The 21,883-nt window shown below is 59.0% G+C and carries 15 protein-coding genes; 8 read left to right on the forward strand and 7 right to left on the reverse strand.

What is annotated here, in order from left to right:
- Nucleotides 1-9: 9 nt before the first annotated feature.
- The 4 genes from HMPREF1249_RS01515 to cysS all read right to left on the reverse strand — a co-directional run bounded on the left by HMPREF1249_RS01515 (nt 10) and on the right by cysS (nt 7,413).
- On the reverse strand, nt 10-1,308 hold the full coding sequence (locus tag HMPREF1249_RS01515) for an NCS2 family permease (RefSeq protein WP_008522122.1): 1,299 nt from the start codon (nt 1,306-1,308) through the stop codon (nt 10-12).
- Between the two features lie 146 nt (nt 1,309-1,454).
- Nucleotides 1,455-3,062 carry a dipeptidase gene (locus tag HMPREF1249_RS01520; protein ID WP_021775697.1) on the reverse strand — a complete coding sequence of 536 codons (1,608 nt, stop codon included), beginning with the start codon at nt 3,060-3,062 and terminating at the stop codon, nt 1,455-1,457.
- 181 nt (nt 3,063-3,243) lie between these two features.
- Entirely contained in the window at nt 3,244-5,850 is a 2,607-nt protein-coding gene (clpB, locus tag HMPREF1249_RS01525; RefSeq protein ID WP_021775741.1) for an ATP-dependent chaperone ClpB, read from the reverse strand.
- A 159-nt stretch (nt 5,851-6,009) separates the two neighbouring features.
- Nucleotides 6,010-7,413, reverse strand: coding sequence for a cysteine--tRNA ligase (cysS, locus tag HMPREF1249_RS01530; protein ID WP_021775693.1), 1,404 nt, complete (start codon nt 7,411-7,413; stop codon nt 6,010-6,012).
- A 99-nt stretch (nt 7,414-7,512) separates the two neighbouring features.
- Here cysS and HMPREF1249_RS01535 point away from each other — a divergent pair, with 99 nt between their 5' ends.
- Genes HMPREF1249_RS01535 through serS form a run of 6 tightly spaced genes read left to right on the forward strand, consistent with a single transcriptional unit; the run spans nt 7,513 to nt 13,704 of the window.
- A complete protein-coding gene (locus HMPREF1249_RS01535) occupies nt 7,513-9,012 on the forward strand; it encodes an excinuclease ABC subunit UvrC (RefSeq protein WP_021775689.1) in 1,500 nt (499 codons plus the stop codon).
- Nucleotides 8,984-10,099 (forward strand): bifunctional diaminohydroxyphosphoribosylaminopyrimidine deaminase/5-amino-6-(5-phosphoribosylamino)uracil reductase RibD, encoded by a 1,116-nt coding sequence (gene ribD / locus HMPREF1249_RS01540; RefSeq protein ID WP_008522439.1) that lies wholly within the window; start codon nt 8,984-8,986, stop codon nt 10,097-10,099. The genes HMPREF1249_RS01535 and ribD overlap by 29 nt, the downstream gene beginning before the upstream one ends.
- Entirely contained in the window at nt 10,054-10,686 is a 633-nt protein-coding gene (locus HMPREF1249_RS01545) for a riboflavin synthase (RefSeq protein WP_008522128.1), read from the forward strand. Before ribD ends, HMPREF1249_RS01545 begins: the two co-directional genes overlap by 46 nt.
- A 2-nt stretch (nt 10,687-10,688) precedes the next feature.
- Complete coding sequence (ribA, locus tag HMPREF1249_RS01550; protein ID WP_008522440.1) at nt 10,689-11,930, forward strand: GTP cyclohydrolase II; 1,242 nt, start codon at nt 10,689-10,691, stop codon at nt 11,928-11,930.
- A complete protein-coding gene (gene ribH, locus HMPREF1249_RS01555) occupies nt 11,927-12,418 on the forward strand; it encodes a 6,7-dimethyl-8-ribityllumazine synthase (protein WP_008522131.1) in 492 nt (163 codons plus the stop codon). Before ribA ends, ribH begins: the two co-directional genes overlap by 4 nt.
- Nucleotides 12,412-13,704 carry a serine--tRNA ligase gene (gene serS / locus HMPREF1249_RS01560; RefSeq protein ID WP_008522133.1) on the forward strand — a complete coding sequence of 431 codons (1,293 nt, stop codon included), beginning with the start codon at nt 12,412-12,414 and terminating at the stop codon, nt 13,702-13,704. The genes ribH and serS overlap by 7 nt, the downstream gene beginning before the upstream one ends.
- Before the next feature lie 60 nt (nt 13,705-13,764).
- Here the strand turns inward: serS and HMPREF1249_RS01565 are convergent, their stop codons facing one another.
- Nucleotides 13,765-14,340 (reverse strand): hypothetical protein, encoded by a 576-nt coding sequence (locus tag HMPREF1249_RS01565; RefSeq protein WP_008522135.1) that lies wholly within the window; start codon nt 14,338-14,340, stop codon nt 13,765-13,767.
- A gap of 231 nt (nt 14,341-14,571) precedes the next feature.
- On the opposite strand from HMPREF1249_RS01565, the gene guaA reads away from it, so the two are divergent.
- Both guaA and HMPREF1249_RS01575 read left to right on the forward strand, forming a co-directional pair.
- Nucleotides 14,572-16,101: a glutamine-hydrolyzing GMP synthase gene (gene guaA / locus HMPREF1249_RS01570; RefSeq protein ID WP_021775724.1), complete on the forward strand. Its 1,530-nt coding sequence runs from the start codon at nt 14,572-14,574 to the stop codon at nt 16,099-16,101.
- A gap of 95 nt (nt 16,102-16,196) precedes the next feature.
- On the forward strand, nt 16,197-17,117 hold the full coding sequence (locus tag HMPREF1249_RS01575) for a class I SAM-dependent methyltransferase (RefSeq protein ID WP_231366866.1): 921 nt from the start codon (nt 16,197-16,199) through the stop codon (nt 17,115-17,117).
- A 349-nt stretch (nt 17,118-17,466) separates the two neighbouring features.
- Here HMPREF1249_RS01575 and HMPREF1249_RS01580 read toward each other — a convergent pair whose 3' ends face one another.
- Together HMPREF1249_RS01580 and HMPREF1249_RS08015 are read right to left on the reverse strand one after the other, a co-directional pair.
- Complete coding sequence (locus tag HMPREF1249_RS01580) at nt 17,467-20,622, reverse strand: type I restriction endonuclease subunit R (protein WP_021775717.1); 3,156 nt, start codon at nt 20,620-20,622, stop codon at nt 17,467-17,469.
- 18 nt (nt 20,623-20,640) lie between these two features.
- Nucleotides 20,641-21,882: a restriction endonuclease subunit S gene (locus HMPREF1249_RS08015; RefSeq protein ID WP_021775745.1), complete on the reverse strand. Its 1,242-nt coding sequence runs from the start codon at nt 21,880-21,882 to the stop codon at nt 20,641-20,643.
- Between the last annotated feature and the right edge of the window lies 1 nt (nt 21,883).

Here is a 21,883-nt window from a genome sequence, read left to right on the forward strand (position 1 = left end):
AAGTCCTCCTTACAGGTTGACGAAGTAGATCACCAGCGGGACGCACAGCACGTACGTGCCCCAATGCACGTCCTTGGGGCGGCCGGCCAGAACTTTCGTGACCGCGTAGAGCAGAACGCCGGCGCTGATGCCGTTAGCCAAGCTGGCGGTGTAGGCGCTGGTCAGAATGGTCATGAAGGCGGGGAACGCCTCGGTGAAGTCGTCAAATTCGATGTGTCTCATGCCCGACATCATCAGCAGGCCGATGATGATGAGCGTGGGCGCCGTGGCTTGGGTGGGAATGCACGTGGCCAGCGGGACGAGGAAGATGGACAGCAGGAAGCATGCCGATGTAGTCAAAGCGGTCAGCCCGGTTCGGCCGCCCGCCTGGACGCCAGCGGCCGACTCGATGAACGTGGTGATCGTGGTGGAGCCGAACAGGGCTCCCACGACGGTGCCCAGCGAGTCAACCATGAAGGGCCGGAAAATTCCCGGCAGGTTGCCGTTTTCGTCCAGCAGGCCGGCCTTCTGGGACACGCCGATGACCGTGCCCAGGGTGGAGAAGAAGTCGCCGACGAAGAAAGTAAAGATGAACGGGATATAGGCGATCTTCATGGCGCCTAAAATATCGAGCTTGAAGGCGATCGGCTCAATCGAAGCCGGCGCAGAAAGCAGCGACGAGGGCAGTTTCGTCAGGCCCATCGGAATCCCGATGATGGTCGTGATGAGAATGCCCAACAGAATGCCGCCAGGCAGCTTGCGGGCCAAGCAGAAGCTGGTGACGCCAAGGCCGATGACGGCCAGTAACGCCTGCGGGTTGTGAAGCGAGCCCAGCTTCAGGCCGTTGGCGGTGAAGGTCATGAGCCCAGCGTCCCTCAGTCCCAGATAGGCGACGAAAAAACCAACGCCGGCGCCGATGGCGAACTTGATGGAGCGGGGGACCATCTTGACGACCAGTTCCCGGATGCCGAAGATTGAGAGCAGGACGAACACGACGCCGGAAATGAAGACCATTCCCATGCCCACCTGCCACGTGACGATGCCGCCTTTAACCAACGTAAAGGCGAAAAACGCATTGCCGCCCATGCCCGGGCCGAGGGAGAACGGCAGGTTGGCGTAAACGCCCATCAGAGCCGAGAAAATGCAGGCCATCAGCGCGGTGACGACAACGGACGCGCCCTTGTCCATGCCGGCGGCGGCCATCCACGCCGGGTTGACAATCAAAATGTAGGCCATGGTCATGAAGGTGGCGAGCCCTGCCACGACTTCCCGCCGTCCAGTGCTGCCCCGTTCAGTGATTTTGAAATACCCGTCAACTGCCTGCCACATAATTTATCCCCCTTGGAGTGCTTATTATGGATAATATTTTCTTACTGTCGTTTAATTAAGTCAATATATGAGCGGCGGATAACAAAAGGCGAAGGCCGCAGATTTGCGGCCTTCGCCTCATGCTGGTTCAAAATGAAGGTGTTCGGTTATTGTTTTTTCTGGCGCTCGACGGGACCGAAGCCGATCTGTTTGTTCCACCAGTCCGGGTACGGGGCTTTTTTCATGTGGGTGGTGCCCAGCGCGTAGGTGCTAAACAGCCGGTCGCCCAAGGCAAGCCACGTCGCGTGCCAGTCAAGGGCCTGCGCGCAGCCGAAATCGGTGATGACGTCGAGCGCTCCGTCGACATCGCCTTTTTTAATCAGGTCGGCGGCTACCTGCTGCACGGCCGGGACGAGGTGATACAGCGCGGCGAGCTTAGGATCCCGGACGGCGTGAATTTCCTTCCGCGCGTCCTGATAGCGCATTTCGGCGATGTGCTGAAGCCGAATGGCCGCCCACCACGCCGAGTCGGAGCTGTAGTCGGAGTACCGGGTCGAGCCCTTGACCGGGTTCATGATATCCGGCAGGCTCTTCATGGAGGCCCAGAGCGGCGTCAGGTACGCCGTGTCGGGCGCGCCGTAGCCGAACCACGCAACGCCCTTGATCTGCTCGGGCAGGTCGGCCTTCACTTGGCAGACGTGCACGTACGTGCAGCGGTGCATGTTAATGCTCCGTTCCCACGTCGCTTTCGGGTCCGATTCGCTGCTGTTGGCGTAGCGGAGCGGGTCGCCCCACGGGCCGGCCGCCGGGCCTTTGCTCAGGTCGTACGGCGTGCCCTCGTACCAGTCGGAGCTGATGCGCAGGACGTCGGCGACGGAAATTTTATGATCCGGCTTGACGGACATGGGCTGAACTTCGTCGTCGGCGCCGCCTTTGTAGGTCTGAGGCGCCAGAAGCGACAGGGCGCGCCATTCTCGCCTCATGGAGTAGAGGCCGATGTTGGGGGCGAATACGTCAGCCGGGCTGAAATCCTTTTCGTTCGCGTCTTTCTTGGAGATAAAGCCCTGCTCAACCGCGTAGCTGATGATATCGGGCGCGGCCATGACGTTGTCCTTGTCGGTCAGGTCCAAGTGGCGCAGCCGGGCGCGGTTGGCCGCGACGAACACCTGGTCGTCCGGGAGCCGCCATGCGGCCCACATCTTGTTGCCGTAGAACTCGATGATCCAAACTTCGTTCCCGTCGGTGATCGGCATGGTCTCGCCGGAGTCGCCCCAGCCGTACTGGCTGACGAGATCTCCCATGACCTTAACTGCCTCGCGGGCGGTCGCGCATCGCTCCAAGGCGACGTCTTGGACCACAAAGGCGTCCATCGGGCCGAACGTGTTGGTGTTCATCACGGCGCAGACTTTTTTGCTCCGCTCGTCGGTCTCGTCGGGCCAGAAGGTGGACTCGCTCATGGCTAATCCTTTTTCGTTGATGAACGAGTAGTTGGCGGCCAAATAGCGGAACGTGTGAGGAACCTGCGGGATCCTGAACACCGGCTGAGCGCCCGGCGTGCCGTGGCGGCCCATGATGACGTCCCGCTGAGAGTCCTTCGGCCAGTCGGCTGCCGGCACGATGTAGGTCGCAAACGTGTCGCCGTACGAGTCGCAGGTGTGGCTGACCATCGCGCTGCCGTCAACGGAGGCGTTTTTGCCCACGCCCAGCACGGTGCACCCGAAGGCGCTGGCTGTCATGGCTGTCAGAAGTATTCCTGCTGCAAGGAATTTCTTCATAAACGAATCTCTCCCTTCGTGAAATATGTCCGATTTGCCTCTCGGACCATCCAATTTATTATCCTCTTCTCAGTAAAAAAGCAAAGAGGCTCAATATTGGCGAATTATTTAGTCTTTATGAGGCAGAAACGAAAAACTCCGGCTTCTGAGTTAGGTCAGAAGCCGGAGTTTTTTGAAGGGCTCAGTTCTTTTCGGTCCGTAGCGTCAGCTCGTCGCCTGAGGCGTCCACCACCAGAGCGGCGTTCTCCGCCGGGCCGTTGGCGATCAGGTAGCGGGCCACGAGGGTTTCCAAGTTGTGGCTGATGTACCGTTTCAGCGGCCGAGCGCCATACGACGGCTCGTAGCTCTGCCGAATGATCAGGTCGAGAGCCTCATCGGTGACCCGCAGGACGGTCGATTGGCCTGCCAGCCGGTCGGTGAGCCCCCGAAGGAGCAGAACCGCGATCTGGCGCAAGTTCCCCCGGCTGAGCGGCGAGAAGATGACCGTGTCGTCGACCCGGTTCAAGAACTCGGGCCGGAAGTGCCCCTTGAGCTGGGCCATGACTTGGTCGCGGACCGGCTGGGGAATTTCCCCGCCGTCGGTGACGCCGTCGAGAAGCATTTGGCTGCCGATGTTGCTCGTCATGATGATGACGGTGTTTTTAAAGTCCACCGTCCGGCCGTGGCTGTCGGTGACCCTCCCGTCGTCCAGAATCTGCAGCAGCACGTTGAACACGTCCGGGTGAGCCTTTTCGATTTCGTCAAACAGCAGGACGCAGTAGGGCTTGCGGCGAATCGCCTCGGTGAGCTGGCCGCCCTCGTCGTAGCCCACGTATCCGGGAGGCGCTCCCAACAGCCGGGAGACCGAATACTTTTCCATGTACTCGGACATGTCGATCCGCACCATGTTGTTCTCCGAGTCGAACAGCGTGCGGGCCAACACGCGGGCCAGTTCGGTTTTGCCGACGCCCGTGGGGCCGAGGAAGATGAACGAGCCGATCGGCCGCTTGGGATCCCGAATGCCCGCCCGGGCGCGCAGGACCGCGTCGGCGACCAGCTGGACGGCCTGATCCTGGCCGATGACGCCTTTGTGCAGTTCGTCGTCTAGGTGGAGCAGCTTGTCCCGCTCGCTCTGAACCAGTTTAGTCACGGGAATGCCGGTCCAGTCGCTGACGATTCGGGCGATTTCGTCCTCGGTGACCGACTCGCGCAGCAGCGACTCGCCGCCGGAGGCCTCCTTGAGGGCCTTTTCCTTTTTCGCCAGCTCTTCCGTCAGCTTGGGCAGCTCGCCGTGGCGCAGTTCGGCCATGCGTTCCAAGTCGTAAGCCCGCTCGGCTTTTTCCAGTTCGACCTTGGCGGCTTCGATTCGCTCGCGCAGGGCCTGCACGTCGGTCAGCCGCGATTTCTCCGACTCGTAGCGGGCGGTCAGCTCGTTCTGCTGTTCCCGCGCGTCGGCCAGTTCCTTTTGGAGCTCGGCCAAGCGTCTGGCGCTCGCGTCGTCGCGCTCTTTCTTGAGGGCTGCCTCTTCGATTTCCAGTCGGACGACCCGCCGGGAGACCGCGTCGAGCTCGGACGGTCGGGAGTTGATTTCCGTCTTGACCATGGCGCAGGCCTCGTCTACCAAGTCGATGGCCTTGTCGGGCAGGAACCGATCGGAGATGTACCGGTCGGACAGGGTGACCGCCGCCACGATGGCGCTGTCGGCGATTCGCACGCCGTGAAAGACTTGGAACCGGTCTTTCAGGCCCCGAAGAATGGAGATGGCGTCCTCAGGCGTCGGCGGCTCAACGCGCACCGGCTGGAACCGGCGCTCCAGCGCCGCGTCCTTTTCGATGTGGAGCCGGTACTCGTCCAGCGTGGTGGCTCCAATGCAGTGAAGCTCGCCCCGGGCCAGCATCGGCTTGAGCAGGTTGCCCGCGTCCATCGAGCCTTCGGTCTTGCCGGCTCCGACGATGGTGTGCAGCTCGTCGATGAAGAGGATAATCTGCCCTTCTGCCGCCTTGACTTCGCTGATGACCGCCTTGAGCCGCTCTTCAAACTCGCCCCGGTACTTGGCTCCGGCGATTAACGACCCCATGTCGAGCGCGAAGATCGTCCGGTTTTTCAGCCCTTCCGGCACGTCGCCCCGGACGATTCGGGCGGCCAGCCCTTCGACGATGGCCGTCTTGCCGACGCCCGGTTCGCCGATCAGCACCGGGTTGTTCTTCGACTTGCGGCTCAGAATTTGAATGACCCGCAGGATTTCCGCGTCCCGGCCGATCACCGGGTCCAGCTTGCCGTCCCGGGCAGCGGCGACTAAGTCGGTGCCGTATTTCTTCAGCGCTTCGTAGGTCTCTTCCGGGTTAGCGCTCTGGACGCGCGTCGCGCCCCGAACGCCCGTGAGGGCCTTGAGGAACCCTTCCTTTGTCAGCCCGGCGGCGGCTAACGCCTGGCCGGTCGGGGACGTGGGGAAGTCGAACAGCGCCAAAAACAGGTGTTCAACCGAGACGTACTCGTCCTTCATCGACTGGGCGCACTTTTCAGCGTTCAGCAGAAGCTGGGACAGGTCAGTGCTCAGGTAAATTTTTTCGATGTCGTAGCCGCCCGTTATCTTGGGCCGCTTGGCCAGGAGCTCTTCCAGCCGCGCCGGCAGCGCGCGGACGTCCGCCCCGCACTTGTCCAGCAGGCTTGGAATCAGGCCGTCTTTGGCGCCGACCAGCGCCAGCGCCAAGTGCTCCAGCCCTACTTGCTGGTGCCCGTGGGTGACGGCGATGTTCTGCGCCTCCGCCAAGGCCTCCTGCGATTTTTGTGTCAGTTTGTTCAGATCCATAGCTCACGCCTCCTTGTGGCGCTCATTTCTCTTGCCTGACCGAATTATATAAGGTCAGTATTAGTCAGTCAATGAGGATTTTGCTTTTTGGGCAATTTTGACGAGCCGAGGCCACAAAAAAGCGGAGCCTCGCTGTCGAGGCTCCACCGAAGGGGCGCGTTAGATTTTCCGTTTCCACTTGGTGCCCTGCGGGGTGTCTTCGAGGACGATGCCGCGGGCGGCCAGCTCGTCGCGGAGCCGGTCACTTTCGGCAAAGTTCTTGGCCTTTCGGGCGGCGTTGCGCTGTTCGACCAGCGCGTCGATTTCCGCGTCGCCGCCGGTCTCATGCGATAGGCCGAGCAGGCCCATGACCTCTTCGATGTCCCGGAAGAACTTTTCGGCGTCGTCAAGCCCTTTGCCGGAGAGGGCGCCGGAGGATTTGAGGTGCGTGTTGACCGCCTTGACGACCTCGAAGACGGCGCCCAGCGCGCCGGCGGTGTTGAAGTCGTCGTCCATGGCCTCTTCAAAGTCCTCCCGGCCCTGACGGACTGCTTCGCTCAGGCTGGCGTCGTCGTACGAAAGGTCTCGGCGGCTCTTGGCAAACTGAAGGTCTGACCAGCAGTTGCGGAGCCGTTCGACCATCGCGCCGGCCTGTTCGAGCCCTTCGGGCGAGAAGTTGACCGGCGAGCGGTAGTGAGCGCTCAGCATGAACGCGCGGATAGCCAGCGGCGAATAGTGTTTGCGGGCTTCGCGGGCCGTGAGGAAGTTGCCCAGCGACTTGGACATTTTCTCCTTGTCGATGAGAATGTACTCGTTATGAAGCCAGAAGTTGACGAACGGCTTGCCGGTCGCCGCTTCGGCTTGGGCGATTTCGTTCTCGTGGTGGGGGAAGGTCAGGTCGACGCCGCCGGAGTGAATATCGATGGTATCGCCCAACAGGGCGGTTGACATGACGCTGCACTCGATGTGCCAGCCCGGCCGGCCCTTTCCCCACGGGCTGTCCCACGCGGGCTCGCCGGGCTTTTGGGGCTTCCACAGGACGAAGTCCAGAGGGCACTTTTTCTCGTCGTCAACCTCAATGCGGGCGCCCGCCAAAAGCTCGTCCATGTTCTGTTTGGAAAGCCGGCCGTACTGGGGGAAGCTCTTCACGTCAAAGTAAACGGTGCCGCCCACCGCGTAGGCGTGTCCCCGGTCTATCAGCTTTTGAACGAGCTGGATGATTTGTGGCATGTACTCGGTCGCGCGGGGGTTGTAGCTCGCCCGTTTGATGCCCAACGCGTCGGCGTCCTCGTAGTAGTCGGCGATGGTCTTCTCGGCCAGTTGGGCGACGGTAATGCCGTCCCGGTTGGCCCGGTCGATCATCTTGTCGTCGATGTCGGTGAAGTTCTGGACGAAGGTCACCTGATATCCCTTGTACTCGAGATACCGGCGAAGCACGTCAAACACGATGAACGGACGGGCGTTGCCAATGTGAAAGTAGTCGTACACCGTTGGGCCGCAGCTGTAGAAGCTGACTTTTCCGTCGGCCAGCGGCACGAACAGCTCTTTTTTGCGGGTCAGGTCGTTGTACAATGAAAGGGCCATTTGAGCATCCTCCGTTCTTTCTGCTTTGAAGCGTTCAGGTTATTATACTATCATCATATTCGCCGATTCGCCTCTTTGAACTCGGCGAGGGAGATTTTCATGGAACGAATGGAACGGATCCGCGGCCTGCTCAAGAAACTGCCGAACCGCCCGGGCGTGTACCTGATGCACGACGAGGGCGGGAAGATTATCTACGTCGGCAAGGCGAAAAACTTGAAGCGCCGGGTCTCGTCGTACTTCAACCACAAGGACTTTGCCATTCCGCGGCTGCGAAAGCTGGTGGCCACAGTCTGCGACATCACCACGATTCGGACGGCCAGCGACGCGGAGGCTTACATCGTCGAAAGCCGGCTGATTAAGGCGTATCAGCCGTTTTTCAACGTGGAACTCAAAATGGGAACCCGCTACCCGTGGGCCGTGGTGACCGACGAGCCGTTCCCCCGGCTCGTGGTGACCCGGCGGCGGGACATCAAGGGCCGGTACTTCGGCCCGTTCATCTCCGCCGGAGCGCTGAAAGACGTGCTTCATATCATCGAGAAGGCGTTCCCGCTTCGCAGCTGCAAGTACGACCTGACGCGGACGAAACTTTCCCGGCCCTGTCTGGACTACGGCATAGGCAAGTGTGACGCGCCGTGCGTCGGGCTCTGTACCGCCAGAGAGTACGGCGAGCGGGTGGACGACGTGATCCTTCTGCTGAGCGGACAGACCGCTGACCTGATCGCTCGCCTGCGGGCCCGCATGGAAGAATGCGCTTCTCGGCTGGAGTTTGAGGCCGCCGGGGTGGCCCGTGACGCCATTCGAAGCCTGTGGCGCATGACCCGGTCGCAAGTCACCGGCACTCTGTCGGACGACTTGGACGAAGACAGCTGGACGGCCATGAAGGCCCTTCAGGAGCTCGTCGGTCTGCCGACCGTGCCGTGGCGTATCGACGGGTTTGACATCTCCCACCACGCCGGGTACGAAACGTACGGCGTCTCGGTCGTCTTTGAGCAGGGATACCCCAACCCGTCGCTGTACCGGCGGTTCAAGATCCGAACCGTCGACTGGATCGACGACTTCAGATCAATTGAAGAGACTGTGACCCGCAAGTACCGAATGGCGCTCCGGGCAGAAGCGCCGCTGCCCCAGTTGGCCATGATCGACGGCGGCCCGCAGCAGCTCGCCTTTGCCCGAAAGGCTCTGGCCGATCTGGAACTGAACCTGCCGACCGTCGCCTTGGCGGAAGAAGAGGAACTGATCTACACCGCGCCGGACGCCGCGCCGATTCGTCTGCCTCGGAACGATCCGGCGCTTCGGCTGCTTCAGCGGGTTCGGGACGAGGCGCACCGGTTCGCCATCACGTCGCACCGGCGGGCCAGCACGGCCCGGTTTAGCCGGTCGGCGCTGGAGGATATCCCGGGCATTGGAAAACACACTTCCGCGCTGCTGCTGTCGGCGTTCGGCAGCGTGAGGCGCGTCGCCGGACTGAGCGAGGAAGAACTGTCGTCCGTCAAAGGCATTGGGCCGGTCACGGCCCGGCGGATTAAAGAAGCCCTGTGCGGTTCGCCCGCACAAGAAAGCGAGCATGAACATGACGCCCAGAGGACAGAGAAGAATTGACGAGCGGTACATGAGGATGGCTCTGAGCTTGGCCGCCCGCGGAGCCGGAACGACGAGCCCCAACCCGATGGTCGGCTGTGTGATTGTCCGGGACGGCCACGTCATCGCGACCGGCTGGCACCGCGCCCCTAGGGCCCCTCACGCCGAAGCCGCCGCCCTTGCGGCCGCCGGGGAGCGGGCGGAGGGCGCGACGGTTTACGTCAACTTAGAGCCGTGCGCCCATCAGGGGCGCACGCCGCCCTGCGCGCCGGCCCTCGTCTCGGCCAAGGTCGTCCGAGTCGTCGCCGGGCTGGTTGACCCGTTCCCCCAAGTGGCTGGAAAGGGAATCGGAATACTGCGTGAGGCGGGAATAGAGGTCGATTGCCCCGTACTGGCAGAAGAGTCCGCGTGGCTGAACCGGGGCTTCTTGTCCGCCGTGAAGCGGAAACGGCCATGGGTGACCCTCAAAATTGCCTCGTCGCTTGACGGGATCACCGCGCTTCCCGACGGCACGAGCCAATGGATCACCGGACCGACGGCCCGCAAGCTGGGGCACCTGCTTAGAAGCGAGAACGACGCGGTCATGGTCGGCGGCACGACAGCCCGGCGCGATAAGCCCCGATTGGACGTGCGGGACGTTGACGGCCCGTCGCCCCGGCCGGTCGTGGTGAGCCGGGACTTCTCGGCCGCCATGCTTCTGCCGCGAAGCGGCGACGCTCTGGCCTACGCCGCGGACGGCTGTCCGATTCCCGATAAGCTTAAGGGCCGGGCCGCGACCGTCCCAACTGGCCCGGGGGGCTTGGACTTGAGCGCCGTATTGGCCGACCTGTGCCGAAGAGGAGTCAACAGGCTGCTCGTCGAAGGCGGCGGTACCTTGGCCTCGTCTCTTCTGCAGGAAGGCCTTGTGGATCAGCTGTCGGTCTTTCAAGCACCCTGCGTCTTAGGAAAGGGAACCGGTATGGCTCAGGAACTTTTGACCGAGAGCCTGCTGGCGCGCTGGAACTTCGTTCGTACCGCCGAACGCCGGGTTGACGACGATCTGTGGATTGAAGGAGTGAGCCCATGTTCACAGGACTGGTTGAGTGCACTGGCCGGGTCGTCGGTCTGACGCCCGAAGGCGGCTGTCAAGCGGTTACCGTCTCCTGCCCCTTTGCCGCCGAGCTGGCAATCGGCCAGTCGGTAGCCGTTGACGGTGCTTGTCTGACCGTCTCCGCTCTTGCCGACGGGGCGTTCCGCGTCCTAATGACCGCCGAAACGGTCTCCCGCGGCGGCTCGTCCCTGCAGGTCGGCAAGCGGGTGAACCTTGAGCGGGCCCTGAAGCTAGGCGGTCGGCTCGACGGCCATCTCGTGCTGGGCCACGTGGACGGGACGGCGCGCGTCGTGAGCCTGCGCCGGAGCGGCAGCTCGGCCCTGCTGACCGTCCTGATACCAAATGAGCTTCGCCGGTACGTGGCGGTTAAAGGCTCGGTCGCGCTTGACGGCGTCAGCCTGACGGTCGCCTCATTTGAGGGCGGCGCGGCCTCCGTCGCCGTTATCCCTCAAACGCTTGACGACACGACGCTGGGCGAACGCCGTTCCGGCGACCTGATCAATCTGGAAGTGGACGTGATCGCCCGCTACTTGGAGCGCCTGGTGTCAAACGATACGGGCGGAGAGAACCTGACAATGGCCAAACTGGCCGAAATGGGGTGGTGACGGTGAACAACCAACGAACCGGCGGCGAAAGCGCCGAAATAACTCGGGCCCGGGACGCGCTGCGCTCCGGCGGCGCGGTGCTGGTGACTGAAGGATCCGGCGAGGGCGACACGGGCGCGTTTGTCCTGCCGGCCGGAACTCTGACGGCTGAGAAACTGATCGCCGCCTCCTCCTTTGGGTTCAGCGACCCGTTCTTCGTCCTCAGCGAACCGACGGCGTCTCGGCTTGGGTTGGCAGTCGTCAAGGCCAGCAAGGGCGGCGCGTGGTTCGCCGAGTCGTTTGACCTCGCCCTCGCGCCGGAGATGCCGACCCGCCAGTACGAAACCGACGTGGCCCACGTCTTGGCCGACGAGTCGACGCCGGCGGGTGCGCTGCTTCGTCCCGGCCGCGTCAGGCCGCTGGTCGCCCGTCCGGGCGGCGTCGTCCGTCGGGCGTCGTTTGCCGAGGCGGCAAGCGACCTCGCCGAACTGGCCGGGTTTGGCGCGGGCGTCTTCGTCCCGGTCCGTACCCGTTCCGGCTCACCGGCGCCGCTGGCCGAAGCCGAAGAAGCGGCAAAGCAGTTGGGCGCGCCGGTCCTCGAGCTGAGCAGGCTGATCGCGTGGCGGGTGGCCCGCACAAAGCTCATCGAGCGAGTCGCGTCGGTTCACCTCCCGTCCGCGTGGGGTGACTTTGCCGCCATCGCGTACAGAAGCCAGCTCGAAGCGGATCCGGACCGGGTTCACATTGCCCTCGTCAAGGGAGACCTGTCGAAGGAAGACGCGCCGTTGGTCCGCGTTCACTCCGAGTGCATGACCGGCGACGTCTTCGGCTCGCTGCGGTGCGACTGCGGCCCTCAGCTTCACGCGGCCATGTCCATGGTGGAGCGCGCCGGCTACGGCGTTGTGCTCTACATGCGGCAGGAAGGGCGCGGCATCGGCTTGGTGGAAAAACTGCGCGCCTATGAGCTTCAGGAAAAAGGACTGGACACGGTAGACGCCAACTTGGCGCTGGGCCACAAGCCCGACCTGCGGGACTACGGCGTCGGCGCCCAGATCCTCAAAGACTTAGGAATCACTAAGCTGAGGCTTTTGACCAACAACCCGGCGAAAATCGTCGGCTTGCAGGGCCACGGCTTGGAAGTGGTCGAGCGGGTGCCCCTCGAAATTGAGCCGAACCGCTATAATAAAAAATATATGACGACCAAAGAAGACAGGATGGGTCACCTGCTTCACCTGTCCGACGGCGAAAAGGAGAGAGACCAATGAGAGTGTTTCAGGGCAACCTCACAGGAAGCGACGAGCGGTACGCCATCGTGGTGTCCCGGTTTAACGAGCTCATCGGCAGCAAGCTGCTTGAAGGGGCCAAGGACGCCCTGTCGCGTCACGGCGTCAACCTGAGAGGCGTGGACGTGTACTGGGTTCCGGGCGCGTGGGAACTGCCGCTGGTGGTGGAGGAAATCGCCCTGCGCGGCACCTATGACGCCATCATTGCCTTGGGCGCGGTCATTCGGGGCGACACGCCGCACTTTGAATACGTGTCCGCCGAAATGTCAAAAGGCTTGGCCGGCGTGGGGCTCAAACAGCGCGTTCCCGTCACCTTGGGCGTGCTGACGACCGAAAACCTCGAACAGGCCCTTCTTCGCTCGGGCAGCAAGGCAGGCAACAAGGGAAGCGAAGCCGCCGTCGCGGCCATTGAAATGGTGTCGCTGCTGCGTCAGATCCGCAGCGATCGGGAGGTGGAAAAGCAATGCTAGACCTGAAAGTCATCAGAGAGCAGACCGACCAAGTTCGGGCGTGGCTCAAAGCCCGGCACAGCACCGTTGACTTGGACGCCATCTTGGCGCTGGACGGCCAGCGTCGGGACATACTGGGGCAGTCTGAAGAGCTCAAAGCCCGCCGGAACGAAGGTTCCAAAGCCGTCGCCATGGCCAAAAAGAGCGGCGCCGACGCGGCCGCCCTGATGGAAAAGATGAAAGAGCTGGGCGAGCAGGTCAAAGAGCTGGACGACAAATTGGCCGACGTGGACACCGAAATCGGCCGCAAACTCTTAGAGATCCCCAACAAGCTCCACGAAACGGTTCCGCTTGGCGCCGACGAGCGGGAAAACGTCGAAGTCCGCCGCTGGGGCGAGCCTAAAAAGTTCAGCTTCGAGCCCAAAGCGCACTGGGACATCGGCGAGCTCACCGGTACCATCGACAGCGAGCGGGGCGTCAAGCTGGCCGGCAGCCGGTTTACCGTCCTCAGCGGGCTGGGCGCTCGGCTGGAACGCGCCATGGCCAACTACATGCTGGACTTGCACTGCCTGAAGCAGGGCTACACCGAGTATAACGTTCCCCTTATGGTGTCCACAGAGACCATGACCGGCACAGGGCAGCTGCCAAAGTTCGCCGAAGACCTCTACAAAATCGGCGGCGACGACGACGTACCGCTGTGGCTCATTCCCACGGCAGAAGTCCCGCTCACCAACCTGCACAGCGGCGAAACCCTTTCAGAAGACGACCTGCCGATGTACATGACCGCCTACACGCCCTGCTTCCGCCGCGAGGCCGGCAGCTACGGCAAGGACGTTCGGGGCATCATGCGGCTTCACCAGTTTGACAAAGTCGAAATGGTTAAGCTCTGCACCCCGGAGACCAGCTATGACGAACTGGAAAAGCTCACGGCCGACGCCGAATCGGTCCTTCAGGGGCTCGGGTTGCCGTATCGGGTCATCGTCCTCTGCTCGGGTGACATCGGGTTCGGCTCCGCCAAGACCTACGACGTGGAAGTGTGGCTCCCGTCCCAGAACTGCTACCGCGAGATCAGCTCCTGCAGCAACTGCGAGGACTTCCAGACCCGCCGGATGAACTGCCGCTACCGGCCCGCCGGCGGCGGAAAGCTTCGCTATCCGCACAGCCTCAACGGCAGCGGGCTGGCCATCGGCCGGGCGGTCCTTGCGGTCATCGAAAACTACCAGCAGGAAGACGGCTCGGTCGTCATCCCCGACGCGCTCGTTCCCTATATGGGCGGCGTCAAAGTCATTCCCCCAGTCGGAAAGTAACCGCAAAAAAACAGGGCTCTCGGGCATATGATATGCTCGGGAGCCCTTGCTTTTTGTCAGTTATGCCAGCGTCGCGGCCGCCATAGGCCGGCTCGTATCGTATCCCAGCTCGTAATAGTGCTGGTTGTTGAAGTCGAACGGCTTGATGATCTCAAGACCCAGCTTGCGGGTATGAGCCGCCAGCGACCGAGGGTTCACCTGATTGATGAACGTAATCAGCACGGGAAAGCGCTTCGCCATCTCGCGGCGGGAGAACTCGAAAATATTCGGCAAAACGTCTGTCCCGCGGTAAGGAGCGTCAACGCACACCGGCCCGTACTGGTACGAGTTCTTCGTGTCCAGCTGTCGGCCCAGATAAGTCACCGACGGCAGATCGGCGATCATGTGGGCGAACAGCGGCCAGACCTTCCAATAATCCCACGATGCCGCCATCGCGTAGGCCACGACCCGCCGGCCGTCCACAGCCACCGACAGCCCGTGCTCTTGGCTCATCAGCGACTTGAACTGATCCTCCGAAAACAGAGTGGTCACAAAACCGTTCGGCTTATCCTCCGGTGAAATGGTGCTCACGTGATACTTCTTCTGCAGTTCCGCAACGCCCGGCAGGTCTTCCGGGCGGGCCAACCGATACTCCATGTTTCTCCCCTCCAGTCGAAAAGTTGTGAAACGCCCTTGATCAGCATAGGAAAGTGGGGCCGGAATATCAAGAGGGAGAAACGACGTTCTGGCTCTTTTCGGAGCTCGGAAGAAAAGCCGCAAAACCGCCGCAGGAAATGAAGATCCACCTGTCACAGCCAGCCCAGTCAGGATATAATAAAAACATCTTTCGGTCGGAGAACTCCGGCTCTGGAGGGAAGTGTTCGTCTCATGGAAAACATCGTCATCATCGACTGCGGCTCCCAGTTCACCCAGCTCATCGCGCGAAGAATACGGGAAATGCACGTGCACAGTGAAATCATACCGGCCGGCTGCACCTTAGACGAAGTCAAAAGCCGCCAGCCCAAAGGGCTCATCATCTCCGGCGGCCCCAAAAGCGTCCTTGACCAAGGCTCGCCTCGGGTTCCCGACGGCTTCTTCTACCTCGGCGTCCCGATCCTCGGCGTCTGCTACGGCATGCAGCTCATGGCGCGCCTGTTCGGCGGCGTCGTCCGCCGCTCAAAAGCCCGCGAGTACGGCAGAGGACATGTCAGCATTCAGGACAAATCGTGCGCCATCTTCGCCGGCCTGCCCGACTCGTTCCAAGTGTGGATGAGCCACGGCGACGACGTGGAAAAAATTCCGCCAGACTTTGTCCTCACCGCCCAATCGGACGACGGCGTCGTCGCCGGTTTCCGCAGCAAAGACGGCCGCTTCAACGCCCTGCAGTACCACCCTGAAGTGGCTCACACCCAGGGCGGCGAAAAAATGCTTCACAACTTCATCTACGACATCTGCGGCTGCAAAGGCGACTGGCAGCTCGGCGACTGGATCAGCATCGCTCAGGCCGACATCGACGCTAAAGTCGGGAATGATAAAGTCATCTGCGGCCTCTCCGGCGGCGTCGACTCGTCCGTTGCCGCCGCGCTTGTCAGCCGCGCCATCGGCGATCGGCTCGAGTGCATCTTTGTCAACAACGGACTCCTGCGCCAGAACGAAGCTGAAGAAGTGCTGGAAAGCTACAAGCAGATGAAGCTGAACGTCCACTACGTCGACGCGTCGGAGCAGTTCCTCTCAGCCCTCACCGGCGTCATCGAGCCGGAGCGGAAGCGCAAAATCATCGGCGAAACCTTCATCAGGGTTTTTGAAGAGCAGGCGCGGAAAATCAAAGGCGCCCGCTGGCTCCTGCAGGGCACCCTGTACCCGGACGTTATCGAAAGCGGGGCCCGCAAAGGCGCCGACGTCATCAAGAGTCACCACAACGTCGGCGGTCTGCCGCAGGACATGAACATGAACCTGCTCGAGCCGCTCCGCGACTTGTTTAAAGATGAAGTCCGCGCCCTCGGCCGTCTGCTCGGCCTGCCGGAAAACATCGTCCGCCGTCACCCGTTCCCCGGCCCCGGCCTCGCCGTCCGCTGCTTGGGCGACATCACCAAAGAAAAGCTGAACGTCCTTCGTCAGGCCGACCACATCTTCCTTGAAGAAATCCGCGCCGCCGGGCTGTACGACCAAATCTGGCAGGCCTTCGCCGTCCTGCTGCCGGTTTTCACCGTCGGCGTCATGGGCGACGAGCGGACCTATGCCCGAGTCTGCGCCCTGCGGGCCATCACCTCCAGCGACGGCATGACCGCCGAATGGTACCCAATGTCTCACAGCGTTCTTGACCGGGTCTCCACCAGAATATGCAACGAAGTGCGGGGGATTAACCGAGTAGTCTACGACTGCACCAGCAAGCCACCAGCAACCGTGGAGTGGGAATAAAATAAAAATGACAGATAATGAAAACAGGGCTTCAAGCCCTGTTTTCATTGTATCCTTGGGAAGCTGGCGTGAAAACAAGCGGAAGCGGGCGTCGATTGGTTCAACTGAAAAAGGCACGGCGCGCGCTTCCGAAGAGTGTAAGATTTAAAAGTTACTTTATCAAATATGAAAGGGGTGCCTTGCAAACGAAAAAAATACATATTGAAAAGGACAGCGTGCAGGAGACGTTGATTATCCCGTTATACGGCAGAAAGATGTGTGCGGAAAAATTCCCTACTCTCTATACGGACACCACGGCACAGACGCTCTGTGAGAGCTTGGACTATGACTTCTCCCCGCTGGAAGCGAAAAAGGACACCCTTTTCCACGAGTTCGGAGCGCTGGAAGCGGCGATGCGTCAGCTTGATATGGCTTGGGAAATTAACGATTACCTCAAACTGCACCCGAAAGCCGTTATCGTCAATCTTGGGTGTGGACTGGATAACACAGGAAGAGCTTGTGACAACGGTACGTGTAAAATTGTGAACGTTGATCTTCCAGATGTGATAGCGGTTCGGGAGCGCCTGATGCCCGCTGAAGAAAGAGAAAAGAACATCACTGCCGACATAAAAGATTGTGAGTGGATGAACGAAGTCGACGGAACAAACGGGGTCATATTTTTTGCGGCGGGAGTCTTTCATTATTTTGAGACCGAGAAAGTAAAGGACTTAGTCTTGAGGTTATCAAAACGATATCCCGGCGGGCGTCTAATTTTCGACGCGGTGGGAAAACGCGGCCTCAAAATGATGAAGCGGACAGTCCTCAAGAACATGGGGATGAAGGATATCGATGTGCTCTTTTGTGTGAACGACCCAGAGCAAGACTTGAATTGGTCCGACAAGATCACCGTCACAAGCAAAGGGTACATGCTCGGCTATTATGACATGAAGACAAAGGGCATTCGTTGGACGCATCGTCTCCTCGCAAAAATGGGAGATCGATGGCTCAAAATGACCGTCTATCGGATGGATTTTTAATTTTAAAAACGATAAGAAAGACATCGAGGGAAAACTCAGCGCCGCAGCCGTTTGTTTGTGTCGTCATGTTGAGGACAACTATTCGCGCCGCGGCGAACGGTCGAAGGGGAAATGACCTGCCGAAGCGGGCGCTGTTTTTGGGCAGTAAGATTTTAAAATGGCGTTGGCGCGGAAGAGCTCCAAATACAACGGTCCGCGCCCCCTTGAGGGCGACCAGTTCCGCGCGGGGCTGACCGTCCCGGCGGTCGCTTGAATGATTTGAATGAGAAGTCTGGCCCGGCTTCAGCCGAGCATATAAAAGCAACCGAGGTCATCAAGTCCAAAGGCTTGATGACCTCGGTTATTTGTTTTAAGAGTCCTTGCCGGGCATCTCCACGTCAAAACCGCCGTCCAATATAAATTTACGAAGCGTCACGTCGATCTTCGTCGAAATTTTTAGCGGAATAATTTTTTCCCCTGTGAGGGCTTCAAAATATTCCGTTGCCTTCGCCCTGTCCACCGTCTTTTTCAGCGCGGCGAACCGGCCGTACTTGTTGATGTTGTCCTCAGTCACCTTCTGTGCCATCAGGTCTCGCAGCTTTCCCTCGTCCAGCCCAAAGAGGGCAGCGAACCGATGAATCTGAGCGTCCTTCGCTTTTGTCATGTACTCGGTAATATAGTCTCTCAGCGTTTTGCCGTCCTCGGGGACGACGTCGCCCCGCTGAATGTCGCGAAGGAAAATCCCAGCGAACTTTTGTTCTTCCTGCGAAAGCTCGGCAAAGGTTTTGTGAAGTTCCTCTTCCGCCTGTTTCAGCAGGTCTGCGCTCGCTTCCTTCTGATGAAACAGCTTCAGGTACTTTGTAAAGCGCGAGTTCATGTAATCGGTATTGATCGTCGCCGTGTCAATCGTCGTCAAGTGGCCGTCAAGCTCATACGGAAGGTCTTCGCCGTTCTCGACGTCACCGCCGCCGCTGAAAAGCTCCTTGTATCGGATGACTAAAACCATATAGGTCCGCTCGTCAATCAGGACGTCGACCCAGCGATCTTCGCCCGTATCGGGGTCTGTGAAGCCGCACGACAAAACGTTCCACTGGAAACCCTGAACTTTTGCCGCCTCTAGGTAATGATTGAACAATTTGAAAAGGTTCGCGAACTTCTTGCGCTCGGCCGTCTCCTCGGGAAGCCGCTCGAAGTTGGCGATTCCAGAGCTTTCAAACAGGTTCTTGATCTGGGTAAAAATAGAGTTCATGTGTTCAAGGTTCTGGTTCAGCCGGTCCGCGAAAAGCCCCAGCGGCTTGTCGCCTGAATACAGCTTTACCGCCGCCGCGATCAGCCGTTCCATCGTGTGAGGCCTTCTGTAATAGCGAATCGTGCCGAACGGCTTTTCAGGCCCGAACAGCCGGTTCGTCCGAGAAAACGCCTGAATGATGTTCTCGTATTTCAGAACCTTGTCCATGTACAACGTATTAATCCACTTGGAATCGAACCCGGTCAGCATCTGGTCAACCACGATCAGCAGGTCAAGCCGTTTCTCCGGCGCCAGCTCACCCCGCTCGTACGGGGCTTTATGCGCCAGCCGGGCGGCAATATCCTTCTTCATCTTGCTAAACGTCGGAATCGTAAAATTCTGCCCGTACCGCTCGTTATAGTCGGTGATGATCTCAACGAGTCCGTCTTCCTTGTCCAAACCGTCACCGTTGTTATCGATCGTCGAATCAAAAAGAGCCGTGGTCTTCAGCTTCGGCTCGACCGCCTTCAGACGGCGATAATACTGAATTGCCTCGGCAATGCTTCCGGTCGCCAAGATGGCATGAAACTTGCCGTTTCGGCTCAGCGTGGCCCAGTTCTCCAAAATATCCTGAACCACCATCGACTGATGAGCCTCGCAGGTGTACTGACTGTCGGGCAAAAAGTCCTCGATTCCCTTGACGTAGTTCCCTTTCTCGTCGAACGAACCGGCCATCGGAAGGTTCATGTACTTGTAAAAAACCGCGCTCTTCTTGGGATCGGCGTTCGCTTCCTCAACCGTTCGGGCCTTCGCCTTTTCCAGTGCAACAGCTTTCCGAAGGTCTGTGTCCTTATAGGTTAGAACCTTGTACGGGTCAAACCCCAGCACGTTTTTATCCCGAATCCCGTCGGCAATGCTGTACCGGTGCAGCTCGTTGCCGAATACCGTCGCCGTCGTGTTCATCTTCTTCTGGTTCTCATCCTGAATCGGCGTGCCGGTAAAGCCGAAGAACAACGCGTTGGGGAAAGAATTCTTAATCGTCACCAGCATATCCCCAAACGTCGAGCGGTGACACTCGTCCACGATAAAGACGATATGCTTGGAGCGCATCAGCTCCAAATCGGCCGCATTCAAGCCCCCGTCGTCCTCGTCCTTGATGTTGCTCATCTTTTGGATCGACGTCACAATCAGCGTGTCCGATGGGTTATCGCTCTTGAGCTTTGTCACCAGCGCGCCCGTGTTCTCCGTTGCCTGAACCTCTTCGCTCTCGCCAGCAAAGCCGCGGTATTCCTTTAAGCTCTGTGTCCCCAGCTCGATTCGGTCCATCAGGAAAATCACCTTGTCCGCGTCCTTTGACGAGGCGATCAGCTGAGCGGACTTAAACGACGTCATTGTCTTGCCCGACCCGGTCGTGTGCCAAATATAGCCGCCGCGCTGCTGCCCGCCGTCCCAGCGGTTTCCCGTCACCTTGTCGGAAATGGCATTCGCCGCGAAGTACTGATAACTGCGCATCACCTTGAGAACGCCGTCCGAATTGTCCGCCACCGTGTAAAAGCCGATCAGCTGGTGAGCCATCGGGATCGAAAGCAGAGAAGACGCGACGTTCTTCCAATCGTTCATCGGCTCGTTATCGAAGTCCGCCCAGTGAAAATAAAAGTCTGGGTTGAACTTGCCGTCTGGCCCGGGATTGGCAAAGTAAACCGTTTCTTCCGGGGTCATCGCCACAAAAACCTGCACGAGCGAGAAAAGCCCCGAAAAAATGCCCTCGCCGGAGTACTTTTCAATTTGATTCCACGCCTGACTGACCGGCACTCCGCTTTTTTTGAGCTCAATATGGATTACCGGCATGCCGTTGATTAAAAGCGTCAAGTCACCCCGCCGGTCGTTCAACATCTTCGAGTGGCTCAAGAAGTGGGGCTGTCGGGCGATCTGATAACGGCTCAGTCCCTTGGCAATCTCCCGCCGGTCGTAGATTTTCAGCGACCGCTCCTTGCGGTATCCCTCCCGGTCGTCCTTGTTGTCCCGAATAATGGTGACGCTGCCGCCGTTGATGAAGCCGTTCAGCTTGAGCGGCGTCCTCAGCCCGCCGATCTGCTCCAGGATCTGCCGCATTTCACCGTCGGTTAACGGACAGTTGTTCAGCCGGTCGCGGCCCCGGTTGTTTTCAAAAAGGATATTCGCCCAGTTCTGAATGAGCTCTTGTTCTGTCCGGTGCGTTAAAACGTCCTTTTCCCAACCGTGCTTGGACAGGGTTTGAATCAGCGCTTCTTCAAAATCGGACTCTTGGTTGAATGACATGGCGAGCTCCTTTCTCGGTTAGGCGAACATCTTTTCGAGGCACGACTTTTTGACGTTCTGCAGCCGCTCCAGCTCCTGACGGTGAAGGGCGATGAGATGGTCGAGTTTGGAAAAAGTGCGGCTGATTTTGTCTTGCTCGGCTCTATCTGGGTATCGAACGGTTACTTCTTGAATATCTGAATTGTGGATATGAACAATGGATTTCCCCTGCGCTTTTCGCGCCAACTCTTTTTGGGGGGGGCCATTTGATATTACCAAAGCAACGAACGAAGGATTCATAAAAGTAAATGGATGAAGTATGTTAAGGTCGCCACCAAGTAGAATGCCTGATTTTAAAATAGCCGCAGCTCTTGCGATGTCTTCTGCTGTTTCGCCAGAAGCGGGAACAATAACTTCATTACCTTTGCTGAACACGGCACCGCTCCGGATGTCGGCGAATGTGTCTACCCCTTCAATCTCAAACTGATACTTTGTATAGAGCCTTCCGTAAAGAATGATGGGAGTCCCTGAGCCTTTTAAATCCCCTTTAGAATAGCCGTTGCCTTTAGAGAAGTTTGCGACGTCGTTAATCTTCCGTTCTTCCCATTCATCTGAAAACCCGGCGAAGCGGAGGGCCGGTACTTTGGCACCGTCTTTGGGGAACATCTTCTCCAGCATGAACTTCTTCACGTTCATCAGCTTTGAATATTTTCGCTCGTGAAGGGCGATGAGGCGGTTAAGGATAGCAAAATGTTCGCCAATCTTCCATTGTTCGTTCAAATAAGGTATTGGAATTTTAATTTCCATCACCTTATTTTTTGATATGTTATAGCGAGAAATACCCTGTGCTAAGAAAACTATTTTTTTTCTAATTTTGGGCGATCTTAGCGTATAAGCTAGAAAATTATTATCGAATTTAACTGCTGGCCGATATCCAAAACAAAAACTGTTTAGATAAGTTTTTGCGCTATTTTCTTGTAATACACTAGACATTCCGACCTCTTCGGGGGTCTCAGAAGATGTTGTAAAGAATACGTCCCCTTTTTGAACGGTATGTTGTTTATCATCAATTTCGACTGCCTCAACCATTTTGGGGCTAGTAATCGGATTGGAAAATACATTCATATAGGTGATATATTTTGCCTCCCCGTGCCCAAAGTCTGAGCTAGTTTTTCCAGACAAACCAGTATACGTTGACCCTATATCCCCCAGCTTCCTCTCTTCCCATTCGTCCGAAAACCCGGCGAAGCGGAGGGCCGGTTTCTTGGTGGTCTCTGGCATG

Origin of the sequence: Jonquetella sp. BV3C21 (assembly GCF_000468895.1) — a bacterium.
Taxonomy (GTDB): domain Bacteria; phylum Synergistota; class Synergistia; order Synergistales; family Dethiosulfovibrionaceae; genus Jonquetella; species Jonquetella anthropi.

Coding starts and splice junctions, on each gene's coding strand:
- HMPREF1249_RS01515 (WP_008522122.1), bottom strand. CDS start 1,308: ATGTGGCAGGCAGTTGACGGGTATTTCAAAATCACTGAACGGGGCAGC.
- HMPREF1249_RS01520 (WP_021775697.1), bottom strand. CDS start 3,062: ATGAAGAAATTCCTTGCAGCAGGAATACTTCTGACAGCCATGACAGCC.
- clpB (WP_021775741.1), bottom strand. CDS start 5,850: ATGGATCTGAACAAACTGACACAAAAATCGCAGGAGGCCTTGGCGGAG.
- cysS (WP_021775693.1), bottom strand. CDS start 7,413: ATGGCCCTTTCATTGTACAACGACCTGACCCGCAAAAAAGAGCTGTTC.
- HMPREF1249_RS01535 (WP_021775689.1), top strand. CDS start 7,513: ATGGAACGAATGGAACGGATCCGCGGCCTGCTCAAGAAACTGCCGAAC.
- ribD (WP_008522439.1), top strand. CDS start 8,984: ATGACGCCCAGAGGACAGAGAAGAATTGACGAGCGGTACATGAGGATG.
- HMPREF1249_RS01545 (WP_008522128.1), top strand. CDS start 10,054: ATGTTCACAGGACTGGTTGAGTGCACTGGCCGGGTCGTCGGTCTGACG.
- ribH (WP_008522131.1), top strand. CDS start 11,927: ATGAGAGTGTTTCAGGGCAACCTCACAGGAAGCGACGAGCGGTACGCC.
- serS (WP_008522133.1), top strand. CDS start 12,412: ATGCTAGACCTGAAAGTCATCAGAGAGCAGACCGACCAAGTTCGGGCG.
- HMPREF1249_RS01565 (WP_008522135.1), bottom strand. CDS start 14,340: ATGGAGTATCGGTTGGCCCGCCCGGAAGACCTGCCGGGCGTTGCGGAA.
- guaA (WP_021775724.1), top strand. CDS start 14,572: ATGGAAAACATCGTCATCATCGACTGCGGCTCCCAGTTCACCCAGCTC.
- HMPREF1249_RS01580 (WP_021775717.1), bottom strand. CDS start 20,622: ATGTCATTCAACCAAGAGTCCGATTTTGAAGAAGCGCTGATTCAAACC.
- HMPREF1249_RS08015 (WP_021775745.1), bottom strand. CDS start 21,882: ATGCCAGAGACCACCAAGAAACCGGCCCTCCGCTTCGCCGGGTTTTCG.